The sequence below is a fragment of the Microbacterium sp. Y547 genome (assembly GCF_057669785.1).
The window spans coordinates 62,090-84,644 of sequence record NZ_JBYHFN010000003.1 but is presented as its reverse complement, the minus strand read 5'-3'; the positions used below and the strand labels follow the sequence as shown (position 1 = coordinate 84,644).

General features: G+C 69.6%; 20 protein-coding genes. 17 read left to right on the top strand and 3 right to left on the bottom strand.

Annotated features, from left to right (window positions below; translation table 11 throughout):
* The first annotated feature begins 125 nt into the window (after window positions 1–125).
* The 3 genes from deoC to AC25Y0_RS05765 are packed head-to-tail and all read left to right on the top strand — an operon-like array spanning window position 126 to window position 3,501.
* On the top strand, window positions 126–1,142 hold the full coding sequence (deoC, locus tag AC25Y0_RS05775) for a deoxyribose-phosphate aldolase (protein ID WP_488122198.1): 1,017 nt from the start codon (window positions 126–128) through the stop codon (window positions 1,140–1,142).
* A gap of 56 nt (window positions 1,143–1,198) precedes the next feature.
* Window positions 1,199–2,641, top strand: a complete 1,443-nt coding sequence (locus AC25Y0_RS05770; protein ID WP_488134443.1) for an aldehyde dehydrogenase family protein — start codon at window positions 1,199–1,201, stop codon at window positions 2,639–2,641.
* Window positions 2,638–3,501: an aldehyde dehydrogenase family protein gene (locus tag AC25Y0_RS05765; RefSeq protein ID WP_488122199.1), complete on the top strand. Its 864-nt coding sequence runs from the start codon at window positions 2,638–2,640 to the stop codon at window positions 3,499–3,501. The genes AC25Y0_RS05770 and AC25Y0_RS05765 overlap by 4 nt, the downstream gene beginning before the upstream one ends.
* 41 nt (window positions 3,502–3,542) lie before the next feature.
* Here AC25Y0_RS05765 and AC25Y0_RS05760 read toward each other — a convergent pair whose 3' ends face one another.
* Complete coding sequence (locus AC25Y0_RS05760; protein WP_488122200.1) at window positions 3,543–4,283, bottom strand: NRDE family protein; 741 nt, start codon at window positions 4,281–4,283, stop codon at window positions 3,543–3,545.
* A gap of 44 nt (window positions 4,284–4,327) precedes the next feature.
* On the opposite strand from AC25Y0_RS05760, the gene coaBC reads away from it, so the two are divergent.
* From coaBC to AC25Y0_RS05730, 6 genes are all read left to right on the top strand, one after another.
* Window positions 4,328–5,548 carry a bifunctional phosphopantothenoylcysteine decarboxylase/phosphopantothenate--cysteine ligase CoaBC gene (gene coaBC / locus AC25Y0_RS05755; RefSeq protein WP_488122201.1) on the top strand — a complete coding sequence of 407 codons (1,221 nt, stop codon included), beginning with the start codon at window positions 4,328–4,330 and terminating at the stop codon, window positions 5,546–5,548.
* Between the two features lie 68 nt (window positions 5,549–5,616).
* Window positions 5,617–6,516, top strand: coding sequence for a glycerophosphodiester phosphodiesterase (locus tag AC25Y0_RS05750; protein ID WP_488122202.1), 900 nt, complete (start codon window positions 5,617–5,619; stop codon window positions 6,514–6,516).
* Between the two features lie 33 nt (window positions 6,517–6,549).
* Complete coding sequence (locus tag AC25Y0_RS05745) at window positions 6,550–7,185, top strand: hypothetical protein (protein WP_488122203.1); 636 nt, start codon at window positions 6,550–6,552, stop codon at window positions 7,183–7,185.
* A 196-nt stretch (window positions 7,186–7,381) separates the two neighbouring features.
* Entirely contained in the window at window positions 7,382–9,547 is a 2,166-nt protein-coding gene (locus AC25Y0_RS05740; RefSeq protein WP_488134362.1) for a DEAD/DEAH box helicase, read from the top strand.
* Window positions 9,548–9,782: 235 nt separating this feature from the next.
* The gene (locus AC25Y0_RS05735; protein ID WP_488122205.1) at window positions 9,783–10,811 is read left to right on the top strand and encodes an ATP-dependent 6-phosphofructokinase; all 1,029 of its coding nucleotides are present in this window, start codon (window positions 9,783–9,785) and stop codon (window positions 10,809–10,811) included.
* Between the two features lie 236 nt (window positions 10,812–11,047).
* A complete protein-coding gene (locus AC25Y0_RS05730) occupies window positions 11,048–11,989 on the top strand; it encodes a type IV toxin-antitoxin system AbiEi family antitoxin (RefSeq protein WP_488122206.1) in 942 nt (313 codons plus the stop codon).
* Window positions 11,990–12,095: 106 nt separating this feature from the next.
* Here the strand turns inward: AC25Y0_RS05730 and AC25Y0_RS05725 are convergent, their stop codons facing one another.
* Window positions 12,096–14,207 (bottom strand): S9 family peptidase, encoded by a 2,112-nt coding sequence (locus tag AC25Y0_RS05725; protein ID WP_488134361.1) that lies wholly within the window; start codon window positions 14,205–14,207, stop codon window positions 12,096–12,098.
* A gap of 157 nt (window positions 14,208–14,364) precedes the next feature.
* On the opposite strand from AC25Y0_RS05725, the gene AC25Y0_RS05720 reads away from it, so the two are divergent.
* From AC25Y0_RS05720 to AC25Y0_RS05700, 5 genes are all read left to right on the top strand, one after another.
* Window positions 14,365–15,648 carry an anion permease gene (locus tag AC25Y0_RS05720; protein WP_488122208.1) on the top strand — a complete coding sequence of 428 codons (1,284 nt, stop codon included), beginning with the start codon at window positions 14,365–14,367 and terminating at the stop codon, window positions 15,646–15,648.
* Entirely contained in the window at window positions 15,645–15,977 is a 333-nt protein-coding gene (locus AC25Y0_RS05715; protein ID WP_488122209.1) for a peptidase, read from the top strand. The genes AC25Y0_RS05720 and AC25Y0_RS05715 overlap by 4 nt, the downstream gene beginning before the upstream one ends.
* Before the next feature lie 29 nt (window positions 15,978–16,006).
* A complete protein-coding gene (locus AC25Y0_RS05710) occupies window positions 16,007–16,966 on the top strand; it encodes a phosphodiesterase (protein WP_488134360.1) in 960 nt (319 codons plus the stop codon).
* 117 nt (window positions 16,967–17,083) lie between these two features.
* Window positions 17,084–18,556, top strand: coding sequence for an aspartate ammonia-lyase (locus tag AC25Y0_RS05705; RefSeq protein ID WP_488122211.1), 1,473 nt, complete (start codon window positions 17,084–17,086; stop codon window positions 18,554–18,556).
* Window positions 18,557–18,630: 74 nt separating this feature from the next.
* On the top strand, window positions 18,631–19,059 hold the full coding sequence (locus tag AC25Y0_RS05700; RefSeq protein WP_488122212.1) for a DUF4190 domain-containing protein: 429 nt from the start codon (window positions 18,631–18,633) through the stop codon (window positions 19,057–19,059).
* Window positions 19,060–19,114: 55 nt separating this feature from the next.
* Here the strand turns inward: AC25Y0_RS05700 and AC25Y0_RS05695 are convergent, their stop codons facing one another.
* Window positions 19,115–19,981: a fumarylacetoacetate hydrolase family protein gene (locus tag AC25Y0_RS05695; RefSeq protein WP_488122213.1), complete on the bottom strand. Its 867-nt coding sequence runs from the start codon at window positions 19,979–19,981 to the stop codon at window positions 19,115–19,117.
* A 64-nt stretch (window positions 19,982–20,045) separates the two neighbouring features.
* On the opposite strand from AC25Y0_RS05695, the gene AC25Y0_RS05690 reads away from it, so the two are divergent.
* The 3 genes from AC25Y0_RS05690 (at window position 20,046) to AC25Y0_RS05680 (ending at window position 22,510) form a co-directional block, all read left to right on the top strand.
* Complete coding sequence (locus AC25Y0_RS05690; protein ID WP_488122214.1) at window positions 20,046–21,257, top strand: PrsW family intramembrane metalloprotease; 1,212 nt, start codon at window positions 20,046–20,048, stop codon at window positions 21,255–21,257.
* Window positions 21,258–21,430: 173 nt separating this feature from the next.
* Window positions 21,431–21,799 carry an FKBP-type peptidyl-prolyl cis-trans isomerase gene (locus tag AC25Y0_RS05685; RefSeq protein ID WP_488122215.1) on the top strand — a complete coding sequence of 123 codons (369 nt, stop codon included), beginning with the start codon at window positions 21,431–21,433 and terminating at the stop codon, window positions 21,797–21,799.
* 150 nt (window positions 21,800–21,949) lie between these two features.
* Window positions 21,950–22,510: a YceI family protein gene (locus AC25Y0_RS05680; RefSeq protein WP_488122216.1), complete on the top strand. Its 561-nt coding sequence runs from the start codon at window positions 21,950–21,952 to the stop codon at window positions 22,508–22,510.
* Window positions 22,511–22,555: the final 45 nt, after the last annotated feature.

Here is a 22,555-nt window from a genome sequence, read left to right as displayed (position 1 = left end):
ACCGTCGAGGTCGTCCGGGCCCCGATCACCGACGCGTCCCACGCAGCGGCGCGGAGAACATAGCATCGGAGGCGAACGGCTTCACGAGGCCATCGCGGATGCACGACCAGACAGGACCACCAGACATGACTTCACACGAACTCGCGGCTGCGAGAGACCGTGGTCAGATCACTCGGAGCGTCCTCGGCGGCGAACCGGACGACACGACGCTGCGACGGTATCTGCACGGGCTCCCGGGGGTCGACGCGGTGGGCCTCGAGCAGCGCGCCGCAGCGCTCGGCACCCGCTCGATCAAGACGTCCTCGAAGGCGTGGGCGCTCGACAAGATCATCCAGCTCATCGACCTCACGACGCTCGAGGGTGCCGACACCCCGGGCAAAGTGCGCTCGCTGGTCGCGAAGGCCCTGAATCCGGATGCCTCGGATCCCACCTGCCCGCGCGTCGCCGCGGTCTGCGTCTACGGCGACATGGTGCCCGACGCCGTCGCAGCCCTCGGCGCGGCTCACGGTGACCCCGACGACGGCGGCGTGAGCGTCGCGGCCGTCGCGACGGCGTTCCCGTCGGGACGGGCGTCGTTGGCGATCAAGCTCGCGGACACCGCCGAGGCAGTCGCGAACGGCGCCGACGAGATCGACATGGTCATCGACCGCGGTGCGTTCCTCTCGGGGCGGTACGGCCTCGTCTTCGACCAGATCGCGCAGGTCAAGCAGGCATGCCGCCGCGAGGACGGCACCTACGCCTCGCTGAAGGTCATCCTCGAGACGGGTGAGCTCAACACCTACGACAACATCAAACGCGCGTCGTGGCTCGCGATCCTCGCGGGCGGAGACTTCATCAAGACCTCGACGGGCAAGGTGCAGCCTGCGGCGACGCTGCCGACGACGCTCCTCATGCTCGAGGTCGTCCGAGACTGGCACCGGGCGACGGGCGAGAAGATCGGCGTGAAGCCTGCCGGGGGCATCCGCACCTCGAAGGACGCCATCAAGTACCTCGTGACGGTCGCCGAGACGGTGGGCGAGGAGTGGCTGCAGCCGCACCTGTTCCGCTACGGGGCCTCCAGCCTGCTCAATGATGTGCTGCTGCAGCGTCAGAAGCTCCGGACCGGTCACTACTCCGGCGCCGACTACGTGACGATCGACTGATGGGTGCCGCACGGGCGGTCCCTGAGCCTGCCGAAGGGCAGCAGCTGGGAGAGAAGATGACATTCCTCGATTACGCACCCGCGCCGGAGTCTCGCGCGGTGCTGAACCTGCGCGACAGCTACGGGCTCTTCATCGACGGAGATTTCCGGGACGGCTCGGGGGAGTCGTTCGCGACGATCTCACCCGCCGACGAATCGCACATCGCGACGATCGCCTCGGCGTCGGAAGCCGACGTGGATGCCGCGGTCGCGGCCGCCCGCCGCGCGTATGACAAGACGTGGTCGAAGATGAGCGGACGCGACCGCGGCAAGTACCTCTTCCGCATCGCCCGCCTCGTGCAGGAGCGAGCGCGCGAGCTCGCCGTGGCCGAGAGCCTCGACAACGGCAAGCCCATCAAAGAGAGTCGCGACGTCGACGTGCCGCTGGTCGCCGCCTGGTTCTTCTACTACGCGGGCTGGGCCGACAAGCTCGATCACGCGGGACTCGGCGCGAAGCCCCAGGCACTCGGGGTCGCCGGTCAGGTCGTGCCGTGGAACTTTCCGCTGCTCATGCTGGCGTGGAAGATCGCGCCCGCCCTCGCGGCGGGCAACACCGTCGTCATCAAGCCCGCAGAGACGACCCCCCTCTCGGCGCTGATCTTCGCCGAGATCCTGCAGCAGGCGGATCTGCCGCCCGGTGTGGTCAATATCGTGACGGGGGCCGGAGCGACCGGTGCGGCACTGGTGCGGCATCCCGATGTCAACAAAGTCGCGTTCACGGGCTCGACGGCCGTCGGGCGCGAGATCGCGAAGGCCGTCGCCGGCACCGACAAGAAGCTCACGCTCGAACTCGGCGGCAAAGCGGCGAACATCGTGTTCGACGACGCCCCCGTCGATCAGGCGATCGAGGGCATCGTCAACGGCATCTTCTTCAATCAGGGCCACGTCTGCTGCGCCGGCAGCCGCCTGCTCGTCCAGGAGTCGATCCATGACGAGGTGGTCGACCGTCTCAAGGCGCGCGTGTCGACGCTTCGCCTCGGCGACCCCCTCGACAAGAACACCGACATCGGAGCGATCAACTCGCGCGCGCAGCTCGACCGCATCCACGAGCTCAGCCGGATCGGCGAAGACGAGGGCGCCGTCCGCTGGAGCCCCGACTGCGACATCCCCGACAGCGGGTTCTGGTTCGCCCCGACGATCTTCACCAATGTGCAGGCCTCGCACCGCATCGCCCGTGACGAGATCTTCGGGCCGGTGCTGTCGGTGCTCACTTTCCGCACGCCCGCCGAGGCGATCGAGAAGGCGAACAACACCCCTTACGGCCTGTCTGCCGGCATCTGGAGCGACAAGGGGTCGCGCATCCTCGCCGTCGCCGACCGGCTGCGCGCGGGGGTGGTGTGGGCGAACACGTTCAACCGATTCGACCCATCCTCGCCGTTCGGCGGATACAAGGAATCCGGCTACGGCCGCGAGGGCGGCCGACACGGCCTCCTCGCCTACCTGAAGGGGGGCGTCAAGTGAGCAAGCGACTGACCGTGCCGAAGACGTACAAGCTCTACATCGGCGGAAAGTTCCCGCGCAGCGAATCCGGACGCACCTACGAAGTGGCATCCCCGAAGGGGGCCTTCCTCGCGAACGCGTCGCTCGCTTCGCGCAAGGATGCCCGCGACGCCGTCACCGCCGCGCGTGGCGCGGTGAAGGGCTGGTCCGGGGCGACGCCCTACAACCGGGGACAGGTGCTGTACCGCGTCGCGGAGATCCTCGAGGGGCGCCGCGGGCAGTTCGCCGACGAGATCGTCGCCCAGACGGGCGCGTCGACGAACGCCGCGCTCGCCGAGGTCGATGAGGCGATCGACCGCTGGGTCTGGTACGCCGGGTGGTGCGACAAGTTCGCTCAGGTCGCCGGCAACGGCAACCCCGTCGCGGGGCCGTACTTCAACATCTCGGTGCCCGAGCCGACGGGCGTGGTCGGGGTCATCGCGCCACAGGACACCGCCCTTCTCGGCCTCGTCTCGGCGATCGCGCCGGCACTCGTGACGGGCAACGCCGTCGTCGTGGTCGCTTCGGAGCGCTTCCCGCTGTCGGCGATCTCGCTCGCCGAGGTGCTCGCGACCTCGGACGTGCCCGCGGGCGTCGTCAACGTGCTGACCGGCTCCCCGGCCGAGATCGCACCGTGGCTCGCGTCGCACCCCGACGTGCACGGCCTCGACCTCGTGGGCGCGGGCGACATCGACTGGGTCGACCTGCAGATAGCGGCCGCCGAGACGCTGACGCGCGTGCTCCCTCCCGAGAACGGGCCGGATGCCGCGGGGCCTTCGCTCGCCCGCATGTCGGCCTTCACCGAGATCAAGACGGTCTGGCACACGAAGTCGCTGGTCTGACCGCCGGCGGCTCACGTCGCTCGGCGACGCTCCGGCTCAGGTCAGGAGCCGCCGTTCGTCGGCCGTCCGTCGATGTCGAGGCCGCCCCAGTGCCCCGGCACGTCGAGTTCGCCGTAGCGTACATCGATGCCGCCGGCGCCGGCCGACGCGATGCAGGCGAGCAGCGAGAGGGTCGGGTAGCCGAGCGGGCGATTGTCGCGGATGATCGCGCGGTCGTCGGTGCTCTCGAGCCGCGTCGACTCTTCGAGGACGGCGAGCCACGGATGCCACCACGCGGCGTCGTCGTCGGGTTCGGCGGCGCGGAAAGCGTCGAGCCAGTGGGCGATGCGCGGTGTCGTCGGGTCGTCGACGTCATCGTGCGCGATCATGTGCGTGCCCGGGGCGAGTGTCGTCGTGCGCAGCCGATCGCCGTCCCACGATGACACCCGGGCGCTCTGCGCGTCGACCTCGACGAGGTTGAATCCGTGCGTCGCGGGCGACCCCGCGGGGGAGCGCCCCGCGACCGAGTCCAACACGATGCCGCCGCGCGAGACGAGCTCGGACTCCGGCCGGGTGGACACATCGACGCGGTTGAGCAGCACGGCGAGCCGTCGCGTGTCGGAGTCGGCGGCGAGCCACGCGCCGCCCGCGCGGACGTCGCGCACGCCGATGACGCCCTCGTGCGGCTCGGGCCACCAGCGCCCGAGCGGGTTCCACGGGCGCGCGGGGTCCTCGTCGCGGATCGCGAGCAGCCGGATGGCCTCACTCGCCGTCTCGGGAACGCGGATGACGACGGTGCACATGCGGTCTCCTGTCTCGTCGGGCGCGGTCGTGCCAAGATCGGATGATGTTCGTCGTGGTCGGAGTCACCGGTGGGATCGCCGCCTACAAGTCGGTGCACCTCGTGCGCCTCCTGGTTCTGGAGGGACACGACGTGCACGTCGTGCCGACGGCCGATGCCGTGCGGTTCGTCGGCTTGCCGACCTGGGAGTCGATCAGCCGCAACCCCGTGACGACCTCTGTCCACGACGATGTCGCCCGCGTGCGTCACGTGTCGCTCGGCCAGTCGGCCGATCTCGTCATCGTGGCGCCTGCGACGGCGAACAGCCTCGCGAAGATGGCCACGGGACTCGCGGACGATCTCCTCGGGACGACCCTACTCGCCACGACGGCACCCGTCGTCGTCGCGCCCGCCATGCACACCGAGATGTGGCGGCATCCCGCAACGGCCGCCAACATCGAGACGCTGCTCAGCCGGGGCGTCACGATCGTGGGTCCCGACGACGGCGCGCTCACGGGCGGCGACAGCGGCCCGGGGCGGATGTCGGATCCCGAAGTCATCGTCGCCGCGGCGCTCGCCGCAGTGGCGCCGAGCACGCGCGACCTCGCCGGCTGGCGCGTCGCCGTGAGCACGGGCGGCACGCGTGAGCCGATCGATCCCGTGCGTTTCCTCGGCAATCGCTCGAGCGGCCGGCAGGGCGCCGCGGTCGCCCTGGCCGCCGCCGACCGCGGCGCCGACGTCGATCTCGTCGCAGCCCACGTCGATGACGGCGTACTGGCGGCGGCATCCGCTCATCCGCGCGTGCGGATCGTGCGCGTCGGAACGGCGGGCGAGTTGCACGAAGCCATGGAATCCGCTGCTGAGATCGCGGACGTCGTCGTCATGGCGGCCGCCGTCTCGGATTACCGCGTCGCCCACGTCTCAGCGCGGAAGCTCGCGAAGGAAGACGCCGCCGGAGGGCTGACCCTCGAGCTCGTCGAGAACGCCGACATCCTCGCGGGGCTCGTCCGCGCTCGCCGCCTCGGTCAGACCATCGTCGGCTTCGCCGCCGAGACACCTGCCGAGGGCGAGTCGCTCGTCGACCGGGGACGCCGCAAGGCTGCGCGCAAGGGCGTGGACCTGCTCGTCGTCAACGAAGTGGGCTGGGCGAAGGGCTTCGAGGCCGAAAGCAACGAGGTCGTGGTGCTGGATGCCGCAGGGCGCATCGCCGCCCGCGCAGACGGGACGAAACGGGCTGTCGCCGACGCCCTGTGGGACGCCGTCCGCGACGCTCGCGAAAAACAATAACGAAAGGGTAACGGAGGGGTTAGGGTTGGTCCCACGGCGTCGAGGACGACGCCGTGGAAGGACACCCGATGCCCGTCGACACCGTCACCGCCCGTCAGGGCGACCGGATGCAGGCGCTCGCGGTGGTCGGTGTCCTCACGGTCGTGAGCATCCTGATCGCACTCGTCGGGGCGACGCCCGCGCGGGTGGGGACGAGCGAACTGCTCGGCGACCCGCGCACCCCCGGTGAGGCCGCGTTCATCGCGAGTCACCGCGGCGGTGGGGCGACGGCCCCCGAGAACACGCTTCCCGCGATCTCGGCGGCCCTCGCCGCCGGCTTCGACTACGTCGAGGTCGACGTCGCCCTGACGCTCGACGGCCACGCCGTGCTGATGCACGATGCCACGGTCGATCGCACGACCGACGGGCAGGGCCGGGTCGACGCCCTGACGCTCGCGCAGATTCGCGCACTCGACGCCGGGGCGTGGTTCCATCCGGACTACGCCGGCACGCGAGTGCCGACCGTCGCGGAGTTCCTCGACGTGCTCGCCGGGACCGAGCAGCGGGCGCTCGTCGAGTTGAAGGGGGAGTGGGATGCGGCATCCCTCGCGCGTGTCGTCGACGAACTGGAAGCGCGCGACCTCGAACGCCGGGTGGCGCTGTCGAGCTTCGACGCCCGCACGCTCGCGCTCGCCGCGGACGCCTCCGATCTGGCGCCGCGGATGCTCATCCTGCGCCATCTTCCGCCCGATGCCGTGCGGGCGGCCGCCGATGCCGGAGCGCGCGGCATCGTCGTGAGCCGCAGTGCCGTGCTGGAGCGACCCGGCATCGTCGACGAGGCGCACGCCGCGGGCCTTCGCGTCGTCGTCTACACGCTCAATTCCGACAGGCACTGGGGTGAAGTCACGGCGCTGGGGGTCGACGGCATCGTGACCGATGATCCCGGCACGCTATCCGAGTGGCAGCAGGCGGTCGCGCGCGGGAGGTAGGGTCGGGGCGTCGCATCCGCTCCGGGAGGTCCCATGTCATCGCGTCGTCATCCGCTCACGCGCGCCGGGGCCGTCGCCTCGGCGCTCGCTCTTGCGATCCTGACGACGGGGTGCCAGCCCGAGCCCGTTCCGACGGCCACCCCGACGACCTCGCCGTCGCCCTCGGTCAGTGCGACGCCCTCGGCCGCGCCGTCGGCGACGGGCGACCCCGTCGATGACCTGGTGCTCCCGACCGCGTGCGAGCAGATCTACTCGCCCGAGATGCTCGTGGTGCTTCAGGCCGAGGTGCCGCCGCTCAACGATCCCGGCGTCACGATGCTCTCGTCGCAGAACGTCGAGGCGATCGAGATGCTGTCCGCGGCGACCGAGACCCTGCGCTGCACGTGGGGACCGCCATCCGAACGCGGCATCGCGACGAACGTGACGATCGTGACGCCCGAGCAGCGCGATGCGCTCTTCCGGGCGTTCGAGCAGGAGGGCTTCCTCTCCGAGGACTACCACGAGGGCTCGATCCACCGCATCGAGCAGGAGATGATCACGCAGGACGACGAGCTCGTCACGCTCGGCGAGACGCACTACCTCGGTGGCTCAGGGTGGGTCTCGACGCGGTGGGTCAACGTCTCGCCCGAGGGCTACACCGAAGACATCGTCGAGACTCTGTGGGGCTGAGCTTGCCGACGCGCTAGGATGGTCGCTGGGCAAGCCCGCCCCCGATGTCGCAGCTCGCAGAAGCGAGTGCCCGCGGCCGGAGGCGGCGAGATCCCATCCGTGTCAGTGACGGCTGCCAAGCCGCCCGCGGGACCACCAGCATCGCCGGTTTCGACCGGTTCCGCCGGAGTATCCGGCGCATATCCTCAGGAGGAGCATGCCGACCACGGCATCGACCACCGGCAAGTCGTCGTCGCAGCGGCGGCGCAAGCCCGTTTCGTCAGCCCGTCGCGATGACGAAGCCCCCATCATCCCGATCCTCGCGCGCAAGGTGCGTGAGGTCGAGGCCAAGTCGCAGCGTGGCAAGCTCGGCCCGACGAACCGCGTGAAGTTCCAGGTCATCGCGTTCCTCGTGCGCGAAGAGCGTGCGCGCGTCAAGGCCGACACGACGCTCGGCGACGGACCGCGCGCCGAGCTGCTCAAGCGCCTCGACGGCGTCGCGACGATCCTCGCCAAGACCGCGGCCCGCGACACATCGCTCATTCAGCTGCTCGAGGTCGACCAGGCAACGTCGCCGGTCGCCAAGCGCATGCGCCGTGACTGGCTGCTCGAATCGGGTGCTGAACTCGCCCCCGACGAACTCATCATCACCGACGCCGCACCCGCCGCAGCCCCCGTGGTCTCGGCCGCTCTGGCCGAGCGCCAGGTGTTCCCGCCGCAGGTCGAGGCCCGCCGCGAGGCGAACCCCTTCCTCGAGCCCGACCTGGCTCTGCGGGCTCCGAAAGAGACGCCGCGCCGTCGACTCGACGGCTGGGAGCTCATGGGGCCCCTGTACAAGGCCTTCGAGACCGGCGCCGGCGGAGGATCAGCCTCGATGCCGCTGCCGCCCGTGCCCGAGTTCGACCGGATCTCGCCCAAGGGGCTCGAGGTCATGGTGCACCAGTCTCGGTTCCTCGAGTCCGTGCGCCACGGGCACCGCACTTTCCTCCTCGCCGACGAGCCGGGCCTGGGCAAGACGGCGGAGTCGGTGCTCGCCGCATCCGTCGCCGGTGCCTATCCGCTGCTGGTCGTGGTGCCGAACGTCGTGAAGATGAACTGGGCCCGCGAAGTCGAGCGGTGGACGCCGCAGCGCCGGGCGACGGTCATCTCGGGCGACGGCGAAGACATCGACGCGTTCGCCGACGTCTTCATCGTCAACTACGAGATCCTCGACAGGCACCTGTCGTGGCTCTCGTCGATCGGGCTCAAGGGCATGGTCGTCGACGAGGCGCACTTCATCAAGAACCTGTCGTCGCAGCGCTCGCGCAACGTGCTCGCCCTCGCGGCGCTCATCCGCGAGCAGGTGCGCGACCCGCTGCTGATGGCACTCACCGGTACGCCGCTCATCAACGACGTCGAGGACTTCGACGCGATCTGGCGGTTCCTCGGGTGGACGAACGGCGAGAAGCCGGGCCCGCTCCTGATGGAGCGGCTCGATGACACGGGACTCACGCCGGCAGACAAAGCCTTCTACCCCGAAGCGCGCGACGCCGTCATCTCGATGGGGATCGTGCGCCGCCGCAAGAAGGACGTCGCGGCGGATCTGCCCGACAAGCTCGTCGCCGACCTTCCGGTCGAGCTCGACGACGACTTCGGCCGCTCGATCCGCGCCGCCGAGCGCGAGCTGGGCGAGCGCCTCGCGGCGAAGTACCGCCGCATCATCGAGGCTCGCGGCGACCGGGGCCTGATGCCGGGCGAGATCGACGACGACATCGTGCGTCTCGTCGCCCACAGCGAGCTCGAAGAGTCCAAGGCTGCGGGCTCCGGCTCGGAGAACGTCTTCACGATGGTGCGTCGGATCGGCCAGGCCAAGGCTGTCCTCGCAGCGGACTACGCCGTGCAGCTGCAGCGCTCGGTCGGCAAGGTCGTCTTCTTCGCGAAGCACATCGATGTGATGGATGCCGCCGAGGCGCACTTCGCCGCGGCGGGGCTGAAGACCGTGTCGCTGCGCGGAGACCAGACGACGACGGCGCGCCAGCAGGCGATCGACGACTTCAACAACGACCCCGAGGTCGGGATCGCGGTGTGCTCGCTCACGGCCGCCGGCGTCGGCGTGAACATGCAGGCGTCGTCGAACGTCGTGCTCGCCGAGCTGTCGTGGACGGCTGCCGAGCAGACACAGGCGATCGACCGGGTGCACCGCATCGGACAGGACGAGCCCGTCACGGCGTGGCGGATCATCGCGGCGCACACCATCGACACGAAGATCGCCGAGCTCATCGATTCGAAGCAGGGTCTCGCCGCGCGTGCCCTCGACGGTGAGGCGCTGGATCCGCAGTCGAGCGACTCCGTTCAGCTGTCGGCGCTCATGCACCTGCTGCGTCAGGTGCTCGGCGGGGAGTGACCTCGGGCCACTGAGGTGGCTGTCACGCATCTCGACGCGGTCCCGCTTCCGGCGGGCCGCGCGGGCGCGCGCCTGTACGAGTTCCTGCGAGCCGGTTCATCTGCCGAGTGGCGACGGATGGCATCGCGTGTGCGGGCGTGTCGGCGCCGTGCGTCTGGCAGGGGCGCGGCCCGCGGCGATAGTGTCGGAGCGGCACCGTCGCCGTACCCTCCGTACCGACAGCAAGGACCACAGCATGAAGATCGGCATCCTGACCAGCGGCGGAGACTGCCCCGGGCTCAATGCGGTCATCCGCGGCATCGTGCTCAAGGGCACGACGGCGCACGATCTCGAGTTCGTCGGCATCCGCGACGGATGGCGCGGGGTGGTCGACGCCGACTTCTTCCCGCTTACGCGTCACGAGGTCAAGGGCCTGTCGAAGGTCGGCGGCACGATCCTCGGCACGTCGCGGACGAACCCGTACGAGGGCCCGCGCGGCGGCGCCGAGAACATCGCCAAGACGCTCTACGGCCACCGCATCGACGGCATCATCGCGATCGGCGGCGAAGGCACGCTCGCCGGGGCGGACCAGCTCTCGAAGGACGGCATCAACGTCATGGGGGTGCCGAAGACGATCGACAACGACCTGCGTGCGACCGACTACTCCTTCGGCTTCGACACCGCCGTCAACATCGCCACCGATGCCATGGACCGGCTGCGTACGACGGGCGATTCGCATCAGCGCTGCATGGTCGCCGAGGTCATGGGTCGCCACGTCGGCTGGATCGCGCTGCACGCCGGCATCGCCGCGGGTGCGCACGTCATCTGCATCCCCGAGGTGCCGCTGTCGCTCGAAGAGATCTCGGCCCAGGTGATGCGCGCCCACGCCCGCGGTCGTGCGCCGCTCGTCGTCGTGTCGGAAGGGTTCACGCTCAAGGGCATGGACCGGGCCTACAGCGACAAGGGCCTCGACGCCTTCAACCGCCCCCGGCTCGGCGGGATCGGCGAGATCCTGGCGCCCGAGATCGAGCGGATCACCGGCATCGAGACCCGCTCGACGGTGCTCGGCCACATCCAGCGCGGGGGTTCGCCGTCGGGCTTCGACCGCGTCCTCGCGACGCGGCTGGGCCTGCACAGCGCCGACGCCATCGTCGACGAGGCGTGGGGCCAGATGGTGGCCCTGCGTGGCACCGACATCGTGCGCGTCCCGTTCGCCGAGGCCCTCGGCGAACTCAACACCGTGCCGCTCTACCGCTACGAAGAGGCCGCCGCCCTGTTCGGTTGACCCCCCGCGCATCCGCTCGCCCCGCTCGCCCGCTCGCCCCGCCCCACCCCACCCCACCCCACCCGCCGAACCGGACGATTCCCGTCGAAACCGACGTCGCCGAGGTGCGGTTCGACGCGGATGGTCCGGTTCGGTGGCGTTGCGAGGGTTCCTCCCCAGGGGGCGTGTGCGGAGCGGGCGAGCAACAACCGGGGGAGCGGGCGGAGGAGCGCAGCGAGGCGAGGGATGCTGGCGGGATGCTGCTTCCGGCACCGGCGACGCTGATCCTCGCGAGAGAGCACCCCGCGCTTGTCCGGCGGGGCGCGCTTCGCCGGGTGAGACCGGGCGTCTACGTCGCGCCCGACGTGTGGCAGGCGCTCAAACCGTGGGATCGGTATCTGCTGCGTGTGCACGCCGTGCTGATGACCTGGACCGAGCCGGTCCTCTGCCTCGAGTCCGCCGCCGCGCTTCAGGGGCTGCCGATCTTCGGTGAGCCGCGCCACATCCACCTGCTCAGTCCGGATGCCGCAACCTGGCGCCGTGGCGATGTCATCGTCCACGGGGCTCGGGACGGGCGGCGGATCGATGTCGTCGAGGGCGTGCGCACCACCGCGCCGGCGGACACCGCGGTCGACCTCGCCCGGGTGCTTCCTCCCGCGTTCGCACTCGCCGTCGCCGATGCCGTACTGCGCAGGTTGGGGTCGCACGGCGCCACCGACTTCAGCGCCCGGGGCCGTGCCCAGGAGAATCGCCGGGGCGTTCTCCAACTCGACTGGGTTCAGGAGCGCGCCACCGGCGCGGCCGAGTCAGCCGGCGAGTCGGTCAGCCGCGCCGTCATCGAGTGGCTGGGGTACGAGCCGCCCGAGCTGCAAGTCGAATTCGACCACGAGCACGGCACGGATCGGGTGGACTTCTTCTTCCGGAGAGCCCGTGTCATCGGCGAGTCTGACGGATACGGCAAGTACGACGCGTCCAACCACGACGTGATGAAGGCGACCTTCGTGCGCGAGAAGAGGCGCGAGGACCGGCTGCGGGCGCGCGTGCGGGGTTTCGCTCGCTGGGATTGGGCGGATGCGATCCGCGGCGGCCCGCTCGACGCCGCGCTGCGCAGGTCTGGTCTGACGCCCGTCCGTCCGCCGCAGCGGGCTCAGCTCTCCACGCTGGGTGCGACCTCCCGATCACTGCCCACCGAGCGCTGAACCACACCGATCCCGCCGAACCAGACGGCGTCGTCGTCCGGTTCGGCGGGATCGGTCCGGTTCGGCGGCAATCGCGCGGCCCGCGCGCGCGCAGCGGGCGGCGGTGTCAGGCAGCGTGGACCACGTCGAGGAGCCAGGCGAGCTCGAATGCACGCTCGCGCCAGGCGTTGTAGCGACCGCTCACGCCGCCGTGGCCCGCGACCATCTCGCACTTCAGCAGCGCGTCGGCGCCGACCTCGCGCAGGCGTGCGACCCACTTCGCCGGCTCGACGTACATGACGCGCGTGTCGTTGAGCGACGTGACCGCGAGGATGCGGGGATACGCGACGCCGTCTCGCACGTTCTCGTACGGCGAGTACGTCTTCATGTACGCGTACACATCGGGATCGTGCAGGGGATCGCCCCACTCGTCCCACTCGATGACCGTGAGGGGGAGCGACGGGTCGAGGATCGTCGTGAGCGCGTCCACGAACGGGACGTCGGCGAGGATGCCCGCGAAGAGCTCGGGTGCGAGGTTGGCGACCGCGCCCATCAGCAGTCCGCCGGCGGAGCCGCCCTCGCCGACCAACTGCGCCGGCGTCGTGTAGCCCTCGTCGATGAGGTGGCGCGCGCAGTCCACGAAGTCGGTGAACGAGTTGCGCTTTTTCAGCAGCTTGCCGTCCTCGTACCACTGACGGCCCATCTCGCCGCCCCCGCGCACGTGGGCGACGGCGAACACGACGCCGCGGTCGAGCTCGGACAGGCGAGCCACGGAGAAGCCGGGCTCGATCGAGTGCTCGTACGAGCCGTACCCGTAGAGGTGCAGGGGGCGCGGCGCGGCGCCGGCTTCGCCGAACGAACGCTTCCACACGAGCGAGACGGGGATGCGGGTGCCGTCAGCCGCCGGAGCCCACACGCGTGCCTGCGCGTAGTCTGCGGGCTCGTAGCCGCCGAGCACCGGCTGCCGCTTGCGCAGGTGCATCCGCTTCGACACGACGTCGTAGTCGTAGACCGTGCCGGGCGTGACGAACGACGCGAAGCCGATGCGCACGAGCGGCGGCGCCCACTCCGGGTTGCCCGAGGCCCCCACAGCGTAGAGCGGCTCGTCGAACGTGATCTCATCGACGTCGCCGGTCGCGTAGTCGAGCAGCCCGAGCCGCGCGAGCCCGCCGCGGCGATAGCCGAGCACACCCCAGTCGCGGAACGTCGACAGGCCCAGCAGGCGCTCACCCGGGCGGTGGGGCACGACGACCGTGCGCTCACCGGCGGGGTCGGATGCCGCGACGCGGACGAGCTCGAAATCGAGGGCGCCGGCGTTGTGCAGGATGAACAGCACATCCTCGCCGTCGATCACGGCGTGGTCGGAGTCGTACTCGACCCCTTCGGTGCGAGGCCAGACGACGCGGGGTTCGCCGCGCAGGTCGTCGGCGTCCAGCAGCCATTCCTCGCTCGTGATCGAGGACCCGAGCCCGATGACGAGGTAGCGGTCGCTGCGCGTGAAGCCCGCCCCGACCCAGTACCGCTCGTCGGGCTCGTGGAAGAGCTTCTGGTCGGAGGAGATGTCCGTGCCGAGCTCGTGCAGCCACACCGTGTCCGGTCGCCACGCGTCGTCGATCGTCGTGTAGACGATGAAGCGGCCGTCGGGCGAGAACGTCGCGCCGGCGAACGTGTCGGGGATCTCGTCGGGCAGCTGCTCGCCCGTCTCGAGGTCGCGCACGCGGAGGGTGTAGCGTTCGTCGCCGGCCAGGTCGATGCCGTACAGCAGGCGCGTGCCGTCGCCGGTGACCTCGAAGCTGCCGAGTGAGAAGAACTCGTGGCCCTCGGCCTCGGCGTTGCCGTCGAGCACGATCTGCTCGCCCGGAACCTCGACGTCGGGGGCGAGCGAAGGGGGAGTCCAGTCGTCGACGGAGGCAAGGGGGGCGCGGCACTGGATGCCGTACTGCTTGCCCTCGACGGTGCGGCCGTAGTACCACCACTGTCCGCGGCGCACGGGCACGGAGAGGTCGGTCTCGAGGGTGCGGCTCTTGATCTCGTCGAAGATCCGCCCGCGCAGATCCGCGAGGTGGGCGGTGCGTGCGTCGGTGTAGGCGTTCTCGGCCTCGAGATGGGCGATGACGTCGGCGTCTTCCTTGTCGCGGAGCCATTCGTAGCGGTCCTCGACGTCGTCTCCGTGGTGCGAGCGCACCGAGACACGGGGTGAGGCGACGGGGGCAGGAGGAGCGGAATCGTGAGCGGTCACGGCACAACGTTAGCCGCCGCGAGGTGGCCGGAGTTGACCGCGGGCTGGCCCGGTGTAAGGATTCTCTCTGGCCGGTTGCCGGTTGCTGAACTCTGGGTGAACTGTTCGTTCGTCACGCCGACATCGTCGGCCCCGCATCCTCATTACGAAAGCGAACGTGGAAGCCGCAACCCTCATCATTGTGCTGGTCATCGCACTGGCGCTCTTCTTCGACTTCACCAACGGGTTTCACGACACCGCGAACGCGATGGCGACGCCCATTGCGACGGGCGCACTCAAGCCCCGCACCGCCGTGCTGCTCGCCGCCATCCTGAACCTCGTCGGCGCGTTCTTGTCGACCGAGGTCGCGCGGACCATCTCGGGCGGCATGATCCGCGAAGACGAGATATCGGCGACCGTCTTTCCCTCGATCATCTTCGCGGGACTCATCGGCGCCATCACGTGGAACATGCTGACGTGGCTGCTCGGGCTTCCGTCGTCGTCGTCGCACGCGCTGTTCGGCGGACTCATCGGAGCCACGCTCGTCGGCGCGAGCGCCATGGCGATCGACTTCGGTGTCGTCATGAGCAAGGTGATCCTGCCCGCGCTCATCGCACCGCTGACGGCCGGCGTCATCGCGTTCACGGTGACGAAGATCGCGTACGCCATCACCCGCCGGTACGACACCAAGCCCGACGGACGCGACGGCTTCCGGTGGGGGCAGATCTTCACATCGTCGCTCGTGGCCCTCGCGCACGGCACCAATGACGCACAGAAGACGATGGGAGTCATCACGCTCGCCCTCATCACCGTCGGCTGGCAGTCAACGGCCAACCCCGATCCGCAGTTCTGGGTGATCGTCGCGTGCGCCGTCACGATCGCGCTCGGCACCTACATGGGCGGATGGCGCATCATCCGCACCCTGGGCAAGGGGCTCACCGATGTGAAACCCGCGCAGGGCTTCGCCGCCGAGACGTCGACGGCGGCGACGATCCTCGCTTCGAGCGCCCTCGGCTTCGCCCTGTCGACGACGCAGGTCGCGTCGGGCTCGGTCATCGGCTCGGGACTCGGCAGGCGCGGATCCAAGGTGCGCTGGGGTACCGTCGGCCGCATCATGGTCGGCTGGCTGCTGACGCTCCCCGCCTCCGGAGCAGTGGGCGCGCTCGCGGCTCTCGTCGTGGTGTGGCTGGGCACGTGGGGCGTCCTGATCGACGCCGTGATCGCGCTCGCCATCATCCTCGGCCTGTTCTGGCGCTCGCGCCGCAACGTGGTCGACTCGGCCAACGCGATGAGCGACGTGGCCGAGTCCGGTCGCGCGGTCAAGGTCAAGCGCAACCCGCCGCCTACCCGCCGCCAGCGTGCGGCCGCGCGCGAAGAGGCCCGCCGCGTCGCCGCCGTCGAGCACGCCGAGCGCAGGGCGCAGCGCGCGGCGGCGAAGAAGCAGAAGGAGCAGAACCGGTGATCACCATCGACTGGATCGCGTTCTTGCAGGTCTTCGCCGCGAGCCTCGTCGCAGGGGTGTTCGTCGTGACGTCGTACGCCGTCGGGCTCCGCCTTCTCGTGCGCGCCGGCAAGGCACCGGTCGTCGCCCCGGCCGAGTTCACCGACGCGATCACGGTGATCACCGAGAAAGAGGCACGCCGGGCAGAGAAGGCCGCGCTGAAGGCCGCCCGGAAGAGCCCGCTCACCGAGGGGCAGAAGCGCCTCGCGCTCGTGGGCGCCTACGGATGTTTCGGGCTCTGCGCGCTGGCTGTGCTCGGCGGCATCCTGCTCATCGTCTTCAACCACTGAGCGTCGCAGGGTCGCCGTACGCTGTCGTCATGGTCACCACGCGCTCTCCCACATCGCCCCCGGACAGCGGGCAGGCGGATGCCGCAGGGCCCGAGCAGTTCGGCCAGTACCCGCCCGCGCGGCGGACGATCCTGCACCTGAGCGATACGCACCTGCTCGCCGGCAACGCGCTGCTCGCGGGGCGGATCGACACCGAGGCCAATCTCGTGCGCACACTCGAAGCGGTAGAGCGCATGCAGCTGCGTCCGGACGCGATCGTGTTCACGGGCGATCTCACCGACCTCGGCGAACCCGAGGCCTACCGCGCGCTGCGCACCGCGGTCGAGCCTGTCGCCGAGCGACTCGGCGCACCCGTGATCTGGGTAGCCGGCAACCACGATGAGCGTCCCGCGCTTCGCGAGGGGCTCCTCGATCTCGAACCGACTCAAGCCGCCGTCACGAGCGTGTCCGACCTCGGCGGCCTGCGTCTGATCGGGCTGGACACGAGTGTGCCCGGGTGGCACCACGGCGAACTCGACGACGCGCAGCTCACGTGGCTGGGCGACGTCCTCGCCGAGCCGGCGCCCCTCGGCACGATCCTCGCGCTGCATCATCCACCGCTGCCCTCGCACGTGCGGCTGTTCGACATCCTCGAACTGCGCGATCAGCACCGCCTTGCCGAGGTCATCGCGGGAACCGACGTGCGGGCGATCCTCGGAGGCCACCTGCACTATTCGACGAGCGGCACCTTCGCCGGCGTTCCCGTCAGCGTTGCGGCGGCCACGTGCTACACGATGAACCTCACAAGGCCCGCGGCCGAGGTCAACGGCACCGACGCGGGGCAGTCCTTCCACCTCGTGCACGTGTACGACGAGACGATCACGCATGCCGTGGTTCCCGTGCTCGATTCCCCGACGGCCGACGGCTTCTCTCAGGAGTGGCTCGACAAGATGGCGGCGCTGTCCCCGGCCGAACGGCTCGAAGCGTTCTCCCGAAAGCCCGCACGGTAGGCCTCGGCGTACAGCAGAGGCCGACGACCCGCCGCGGGGGACAAGGTGCCGATCCGTGCGCGCGGGTAGGCTCGGGGCATCCCCTCCCACAGAGTCGTGACCTCCAAGGACGCCCGAATGACTGCCGACGCGACGTCGCTCACCCGCACAGAAACCGATTCGCTGGGATCCCTCGAGATCCCCGCCGACGCGTACTGGGGGGTGCACACGGCGCGGGCGCTGGCGAACTTCCCGATCTCGAAGCGCCCCATCTCGGTGTACCGCGACCTCGTGGTCGCGCTCGCGATGGTCAAGCAGGCGTCGGCGCGGGCGAACCGCGAGATCGGCGTGCTCGACCTCGAACGGGCCGACCTCATCGACAGGGCCGCGCAACTCGTCATCGACGGGAAGTACCACGACCAGTTCGTCGTGGGCGTCATCCAGGGTGGCGCGGGCACCTCGACCAACATGAACGCGAACGAGGTCATCACCAACGTCGCGCTCGAGCTCGCCGGCCGCGAGAAGGGCGACTACGCGTTCCTGTCGCCGATCGACCACACCAACCGCAGCCAGTCGACCAACGACGTCTACCCGACCGCCATCAAGGTCGGGCTCAGCCTCGACCTCAAGACGCTTCTCGAAGAGCTCGACCTGCTGCGCGGGGCGTTCCTGTCCAAGGCCGTCGAGTTCCACGACATCCTCAAGGTCGGGCGCACGCAGCTGCAGGATGCCGTCCCGATGACGCTCGGGCAGGAGTTCCACGGCTTCGCCACGACCCTCGCCGAGGACCACAGCCGGCTCACCGAGAACGCCAAGCTGCTGCACGAGATCAACCTCGGTGCGACCGCCATCGGCACCGGCATCACGACGCACCCCGACTACAGCCAGACGGTGCTACGCCACCTGCGCGAGATCAGCGGACTCGACATCGAGCTCGCGACCGACCTCGTGGAGTCCACCAGCGACACCGGCGCCTTCATGTCGTTCTCGTCGTCGCTCAAGCGCAACGCGATCAAGCTGTCGAAGATCTGCAACGACCTGCGGCTGCTGTCGTCGGGTCCGCAGGCCGGTTTCGGCGAGATCAACCTGCCCGCCCAGCAGGCCGGCTCGAGCATCATGCCGGGCAAGGTGAACCCGGTCATCCCCGAGGTCGTCAACCAGGTCGCCTTCGCGGTCGCCGGCGCCGACCTCACCGTCACGATGGCGGCCGAGGGCGGCCAGCTTCAGCTCAACGCCTTCGAGCCCGTCATGGCGCACTCGATCTTCCAGTCGATCACCTGGATGCGCCGCGCGATGTGGACGCTGCGCGTCAACTGCGTCGACGGCATCACGGCGAACCGTGCGCGCCTGGGCGCGATGGTGGGCTCGTCGGTCGGCGTCGTGACGGCACTCACTCCGTTCATCGGCTACGCCGCGTCGGCGGCGCTCGCCAAGACCGCGCTGCTCACGGGTCGCAACGTCGGCGACCTCGTCGTCGAAGCCGGTCTGATGTCGGCCGAAGAAGTCGCCAAGCAGCTTTCGCCCGCGCGGCTGTCGGGCCTGGAGACGATCACGGCGGCGATCCCGATCGTGCAGAGCGCCGAGGACATCGTCGCGTCCGAAGACTCCTGAACCGGCCGCATCCCACACAGCGTGGGTCGCGCTCGGTACGCTGGGACGACGTCAGATACGACCAGGGGGACCGCATGACTGATCCGAACACACCTGAAACCACACCGCCGCCGGCAAGCGGAGCACCGCAGTACGCGTCCGCTCCTCCGCCGGCGAGCGGAGCGCCGCAGTACGCTCCCGCTCCTCCGCCCGGGGCCGCTCCGCCCGCGCAGCCGACCGTCCCGGGAAAGACCCTCGGCATCGTCGCCTTCGCCGTGTCGTTCTTCGTGCAGATCGTCGGAATCATCCTCGGCATCATCGCCCTCGTGCAGAGCAAGAAGGCCGGCTACAAGAACGGGTGGGCTCTGGCGGCGATCATCGTCGGGGCGGTGCTGCTGGTGGTCTCGGTCATCATCATCGTCGCGCTGATCATGTTCTCGCTGGATGCCGTCGCTGATCTGTGCGACGGCATGGCGCCCGGCGTCTACGAGCTCTCGACGGGTGGCACGATCACCTGCGAGTGATTCGCATTCCAGAAAGGGCGATCCGCGTGCGGGTCGCCCTTTCTCGTTCTCGCCGTCAGTCGAGGATGCGGCAGTGCGTCGTCAGCTCGCCGATGCCGTCGATGCCGACCGTGACGGTCGAGCGGTCCCGCAGGAACACCTGCGGGTCGCGGCTGTACCCCGCGCCGCCGGGGCTTCCCGTCGAGATGAGCGTGCCCGGCAGCAGCGTCGCCGACTTCGACAGGTGCGCGACGAGAGCAGACACGGGCCGAACCATCTGACCCGTCGTGGCGTCCTGCATCGTGTGGCCGTCGAGCACCGTCCAGATCCGCAGGTCCTGCGGGTCGGGGATTTCGTCCGCCGTCACGACGAACGGGCCCGTCGGGGTGAATCCGTCGAAGGACTTGCAGCGGGACCACTGGGCTTCGGAGTACTGGATGTCTCGCGCCGTGATGTCGTTGACGACGGTGTATCCCCACACGTGGTCGAGCGCGTCCTCGGGCGAGACGTCCTTCGCCGGACGGCCGATGATGACACCGAGCTCTGCCTCGTAGTCGACGGATTCGCTGAGCGAACGGGGCCACGCCGCGGTGTCGTCGTGCCCCGCGAGCGAGTTCGGCCAGAGCACGAACACGGTCGGCGTCGAGTCGGTCTTCAGCCCCAGCTCGCTCGAGTGCGCCGCGTAGTTGAGACCCACCGCCAGCACGACGGGCGGGGTGAGCACCGCCGAGGCGAAGCCGACGTCGGCGAGCGGATGCCGTGCCGCCGCGTCGCGATCGGTCTCCCGCACGCGGGCGAGCAGTTCGTCACCGCCGGCGATGAGCTCTTCGAGCACGCGAGGGGCTCCGGGGAAGAGGTTCTCGACGATGACGGCTTGCGCGTCTTCCACGATGGCGAGCTGGGGTGAAGTGGCGCCGGGAGCGACCACGTGGGCAAAACGCATCCTTCTAAACTACCTGTCGCTCTGGCGCAGCGGCCGCGCGCGACGGGCCCATAGGCTGGTGCGCATGACGATGGACTCCGCCCGTCCGCGCCCCTCACTGACGCCGCCCGAGTTCGCGTCGCCCTTCGCTCAGCCGCCCCACGCGGCGCCCGCCGCGATCCCTCCGGTCGGTGCGGTCCCCGCCGTGCTGCCGGTGCGGCCGCGCAAGGGAAGGTCAGCGCCCATCTGGGCGATCGGTCTGCTGGTCCTCGTGTTCGTCGTACTCGTCGCGTACTTCCTCAACGCCCTCGGGCCGGGTGCATCGATCGTCGGCATGGTGCTCGCGGTCATCCCGCTCGCGGGCGTGCTCGTCGCGATACGCCTCATCGACCGCTGGGAGCCCGAGCCGATGGGCCTCGTCGTCTTCGCGATCGCGTGGGGGGCGATCGCCGCCGTCGGCATCGCCCTCGGTGTCGACCTGCTGCTCGTGATGGGGTTCGGTGCGGGACGCGGCTTCGACTCGGACTTCATCTCCGGGGTCATCCAGGCGCCTATCGTCGAGGAGGTCGCGAAGGGGCTCGGCGTGTTCCTCATCTTCGCCTCGGCGCGCCGTGCGTTCGACGGCCCCGTCGACGGTGTCGTCTACGGCGCGCTCGTGGGAGCGGGCTTCGCCTTCACCGAGAACATCCAGTACTTCGCCGTCAGCGTGATCGAGGGCGGAGCCGCCGACACCTCCGTCACGTTCTTCGTGCGCGGCATCCTCTCCCCGTTCGCCCACGTCATGTTCACGGCCGTGACAGGCTTCGCGCTCGGCCTCGCCGCGCGCCGCGGAGTACCGCCGCGCGCCGCCCTCGGAGCGCTGCTGCTGGGCCTCGCGGGTGCGATCGTGCTGCACGCGCTGTGGAACGGCTCGGCCATGCTCGGAGACTTCTTCGCGCTCTACTGGACGCTGCAGGTGCCGTTGTTCGTCGTGTTCATCCTCGGAATCGTCGCACTGCGGCGAGAGGAGGCACGGCTGACCCGCGCGCGTCTGGGGGACTACGCGGCCGCGGGATGGTTCACACCGCAAGAGGCTGACATGCTCGCGACGTCGGCCGGCCGTAGAGCAGCGCTCGCGTGGGCGAGCACGCTACGGGGCGACCGGCGCCCCCTCATGCGCGAGTTCATCGCCGATGCGACGGCTCTCGCGGCAGCCCGACAGCGGGCGATCTCGGGTCGGGACGCGCACGCCCGCGGCGACGAGCACGTACTGCTCGCGCGCACGAGCGCCGCGCGCGCCGCGCTCTTCGCTCCCTGACCTCGCTCGGCGAGCCCGCGGCGGGGTATTGACACGGCGCGGATGCCTGGGCATGCTGAGGGCAGATCAAGCTCAGCGCTCGGTTGGCTCGTAGGCATTGCCGCGACCCCGGGCGCTGAGTTTTGCCCGCGGCCCACATTGACCGCCGCGTGCTCGCAGGGTTGGATGGATGCATGACTGACGACCGCACCAAGCCCGAGATCGACGCACCCGAGGGACCGGCGCCCACCGACCTCGTCATCCGCGACATCATCGTGGGTGACGGCGCCGAGGCGAAGCCCGGCGACACCGTGACCGTCCACTACGCCGGAGTCGAGTACGAATCCGGTGAGGAGTTCGACTCCTCCTGGGGGCGTGGCGAGAGCATCCAGTTCCCGCTGCGCGGCCTCATCCAGGGGTGGCAGGACGGCATTCCCGGCATGAAGGTCGGGGGCCGCCGCGAACTCATCGTGCCGCCGCACCTGGCCTATGGCCCCGCGGGCGGACACTTCCTCGGTGGAAAGACCCTCATCTTCGTCATCGACCTCATCGACGTCGCCTGACGAACACCATCAGACGAAGGCGGGTGCCCCTGGGGTATCCGCCTTCGTCGTCTTCAGAGAAGAAAAATTCCATGCAGTGGAATAGATCGGCTCTGGCCGCGTGTTGAACCCCACATGCCGCACCGTCGGCCGAATCCCTGGAGGAGAAGTATGACCGTCACGATCGCCGACATCCCCGGTTACAAGGCCGGAACCTGGGTGCTTGACCCCTCGCACAGCGAGGTGGCGTTCAGCGTCCGCCACATGATGATCTCGAAGGTGCGTGGCGCGTTCGGTGTGAAGAGCGCCACGATCGTCGCGGGTGAGAACCCGCTGGAGACGACCGTCACCGCCCAGGTCGACGCGGCGTCGCTGTCGACGAAGGATGACGGGCGTGACCAGCACTTGCGCTCCGCCGACTTCTTCGACGTCGAGAACCACCCGACGATCGACTTCGTCTCGACGGGTGTCCGCGTGGAAGACGGCGACTTCCTCGTTGATGGCGACCTCACGATCCGCGGCACGACCAAGCCCGTCACGTTCGCGTTCGAGTTCGGCGGCTTCGGATCCGACCCGTGGGGCAACTACAAGGCCGGTGCGACGGCGAAGACCGTCATCAACCGCGAAGACTTCGGCCTCACCTGGAACGCCGCGCTCGAGACCGGTGGCGTGCTCGTGGGCAAGGACATCACGGTCACCCTCGACCTGCAGGGCGCGCTCGAGACCGAGTGACCCGATCGAAGGGCGGATGCCGCACCGTGCCGCACGGCACTCGGG

Coding starts and splice junctions, on each gene's coding strand:
- AC25Y0_RS05690 (WP_488122214.1), top strand. CDS start 20,046: ATGACGATGGACTCCGCCCGTCCGCGCCCCTCACTGACGCCGCCCGAG.
- AC25Y0_RS05680 (WP_488122216.1), top strand. CDS start 21,950: ATGACCGTCACGATCGCCGACATCCCCGGTTACAAGGCCGGAACCTGG.
- AC25Y0_RS05760 (WP_488122200.1), bottom strand. CDS start 4,283: ATGTGCACCGTCGTCATCCGCGTTCCCGAGACGGCGAGTGAGGCCATC.
- AC25Y0_RS05705 (WP_488122211.1), top strand. CDS start 17,084: ATGACTGCCGACGCGACGTCGCTCACCCGCACAGAAACCGATTCGCTG.
- AC25Y0_RS05710 (WP_488134360.1), top strand. CDS start 16,007: ATGGTCACCACGCGCTCTCCCACATCGCCCCCGGACAGCGGGCAGGCG.
- AC25Y0_RS05740 (WP_488134362.1), top strand. CDS start 7,382: ATGCCGACCACGGCATCGACCACCGGCAAGTCGTCGTCGCAGCGGCGG.
- AC25Y0_RS05730 (WP_488122206.1), top strand. CDS start 11,048: ATGCTGCTTCCGGCACCGGCGACGCTGATCCTCGCGAGAGAGCACCCC.
- AC25Y0_RS05770 (WP_488134443.1), top strand. CDS start 1,199: ATGACATTCCTCGATTACGCACCCGCGCCGGAGTCTCGCGCGGTGCTG.
- AC25Y0_RS05685 (WP_488122215.1), top strand. CDS start 21,431: ATGACTGACGACCGCACCAAGCCCGAGATCGACGCACCCGAGGGACCG.
- AC25Y0_RS05750 (WP_488122202.1), top strand. CDS start 5,617: ATGCCCGTCGACACCGTCACCGCCCGTCAGGGCGACCGGATGCAGGCG.
- deoC (WP_488122198.1), top strand. CDS start 126: ATGACTTCACACGAACTCGCGGCTGCGAGAGACCGTGGTCAGATCACT.
- AC25Y0_RS05735 (WP_488122205.1), top strand. CDS start 9,783: ATGAAGATCGGCATCCTGACCAGCGGCGGAGACTGCCCCGGGCTCAAT.
- coaBC (WP_488122201.1), top strand. CDS start 4,328: ATGTTCGTCGTGGTCGGAGTCACCGGTGGGATCGCCGCCTACAAGTCG.
- AC25Y0_RS05745 (WP_488122203.1), top strand. CDS start 6,550: ATGTCATCGCGTCGTCATCCGCTCACGCGCGCCGGGGCCGTCGCCTCG.
- AC25Y0_RS05695 (WP_488122213.1), bottom strand. CDS start 19,981: ATGCGTTTTGCCCACGTGGTCGCTCCCGGCGCCACTTCACCCCAGCTC.
- AC25Y0_RS05700 (WP_488122212.1), top strand. CDS start 18,631: ATGACTGATCCGAACACACCTGAAACCACACCGCCGCCGGCAAGCGGA.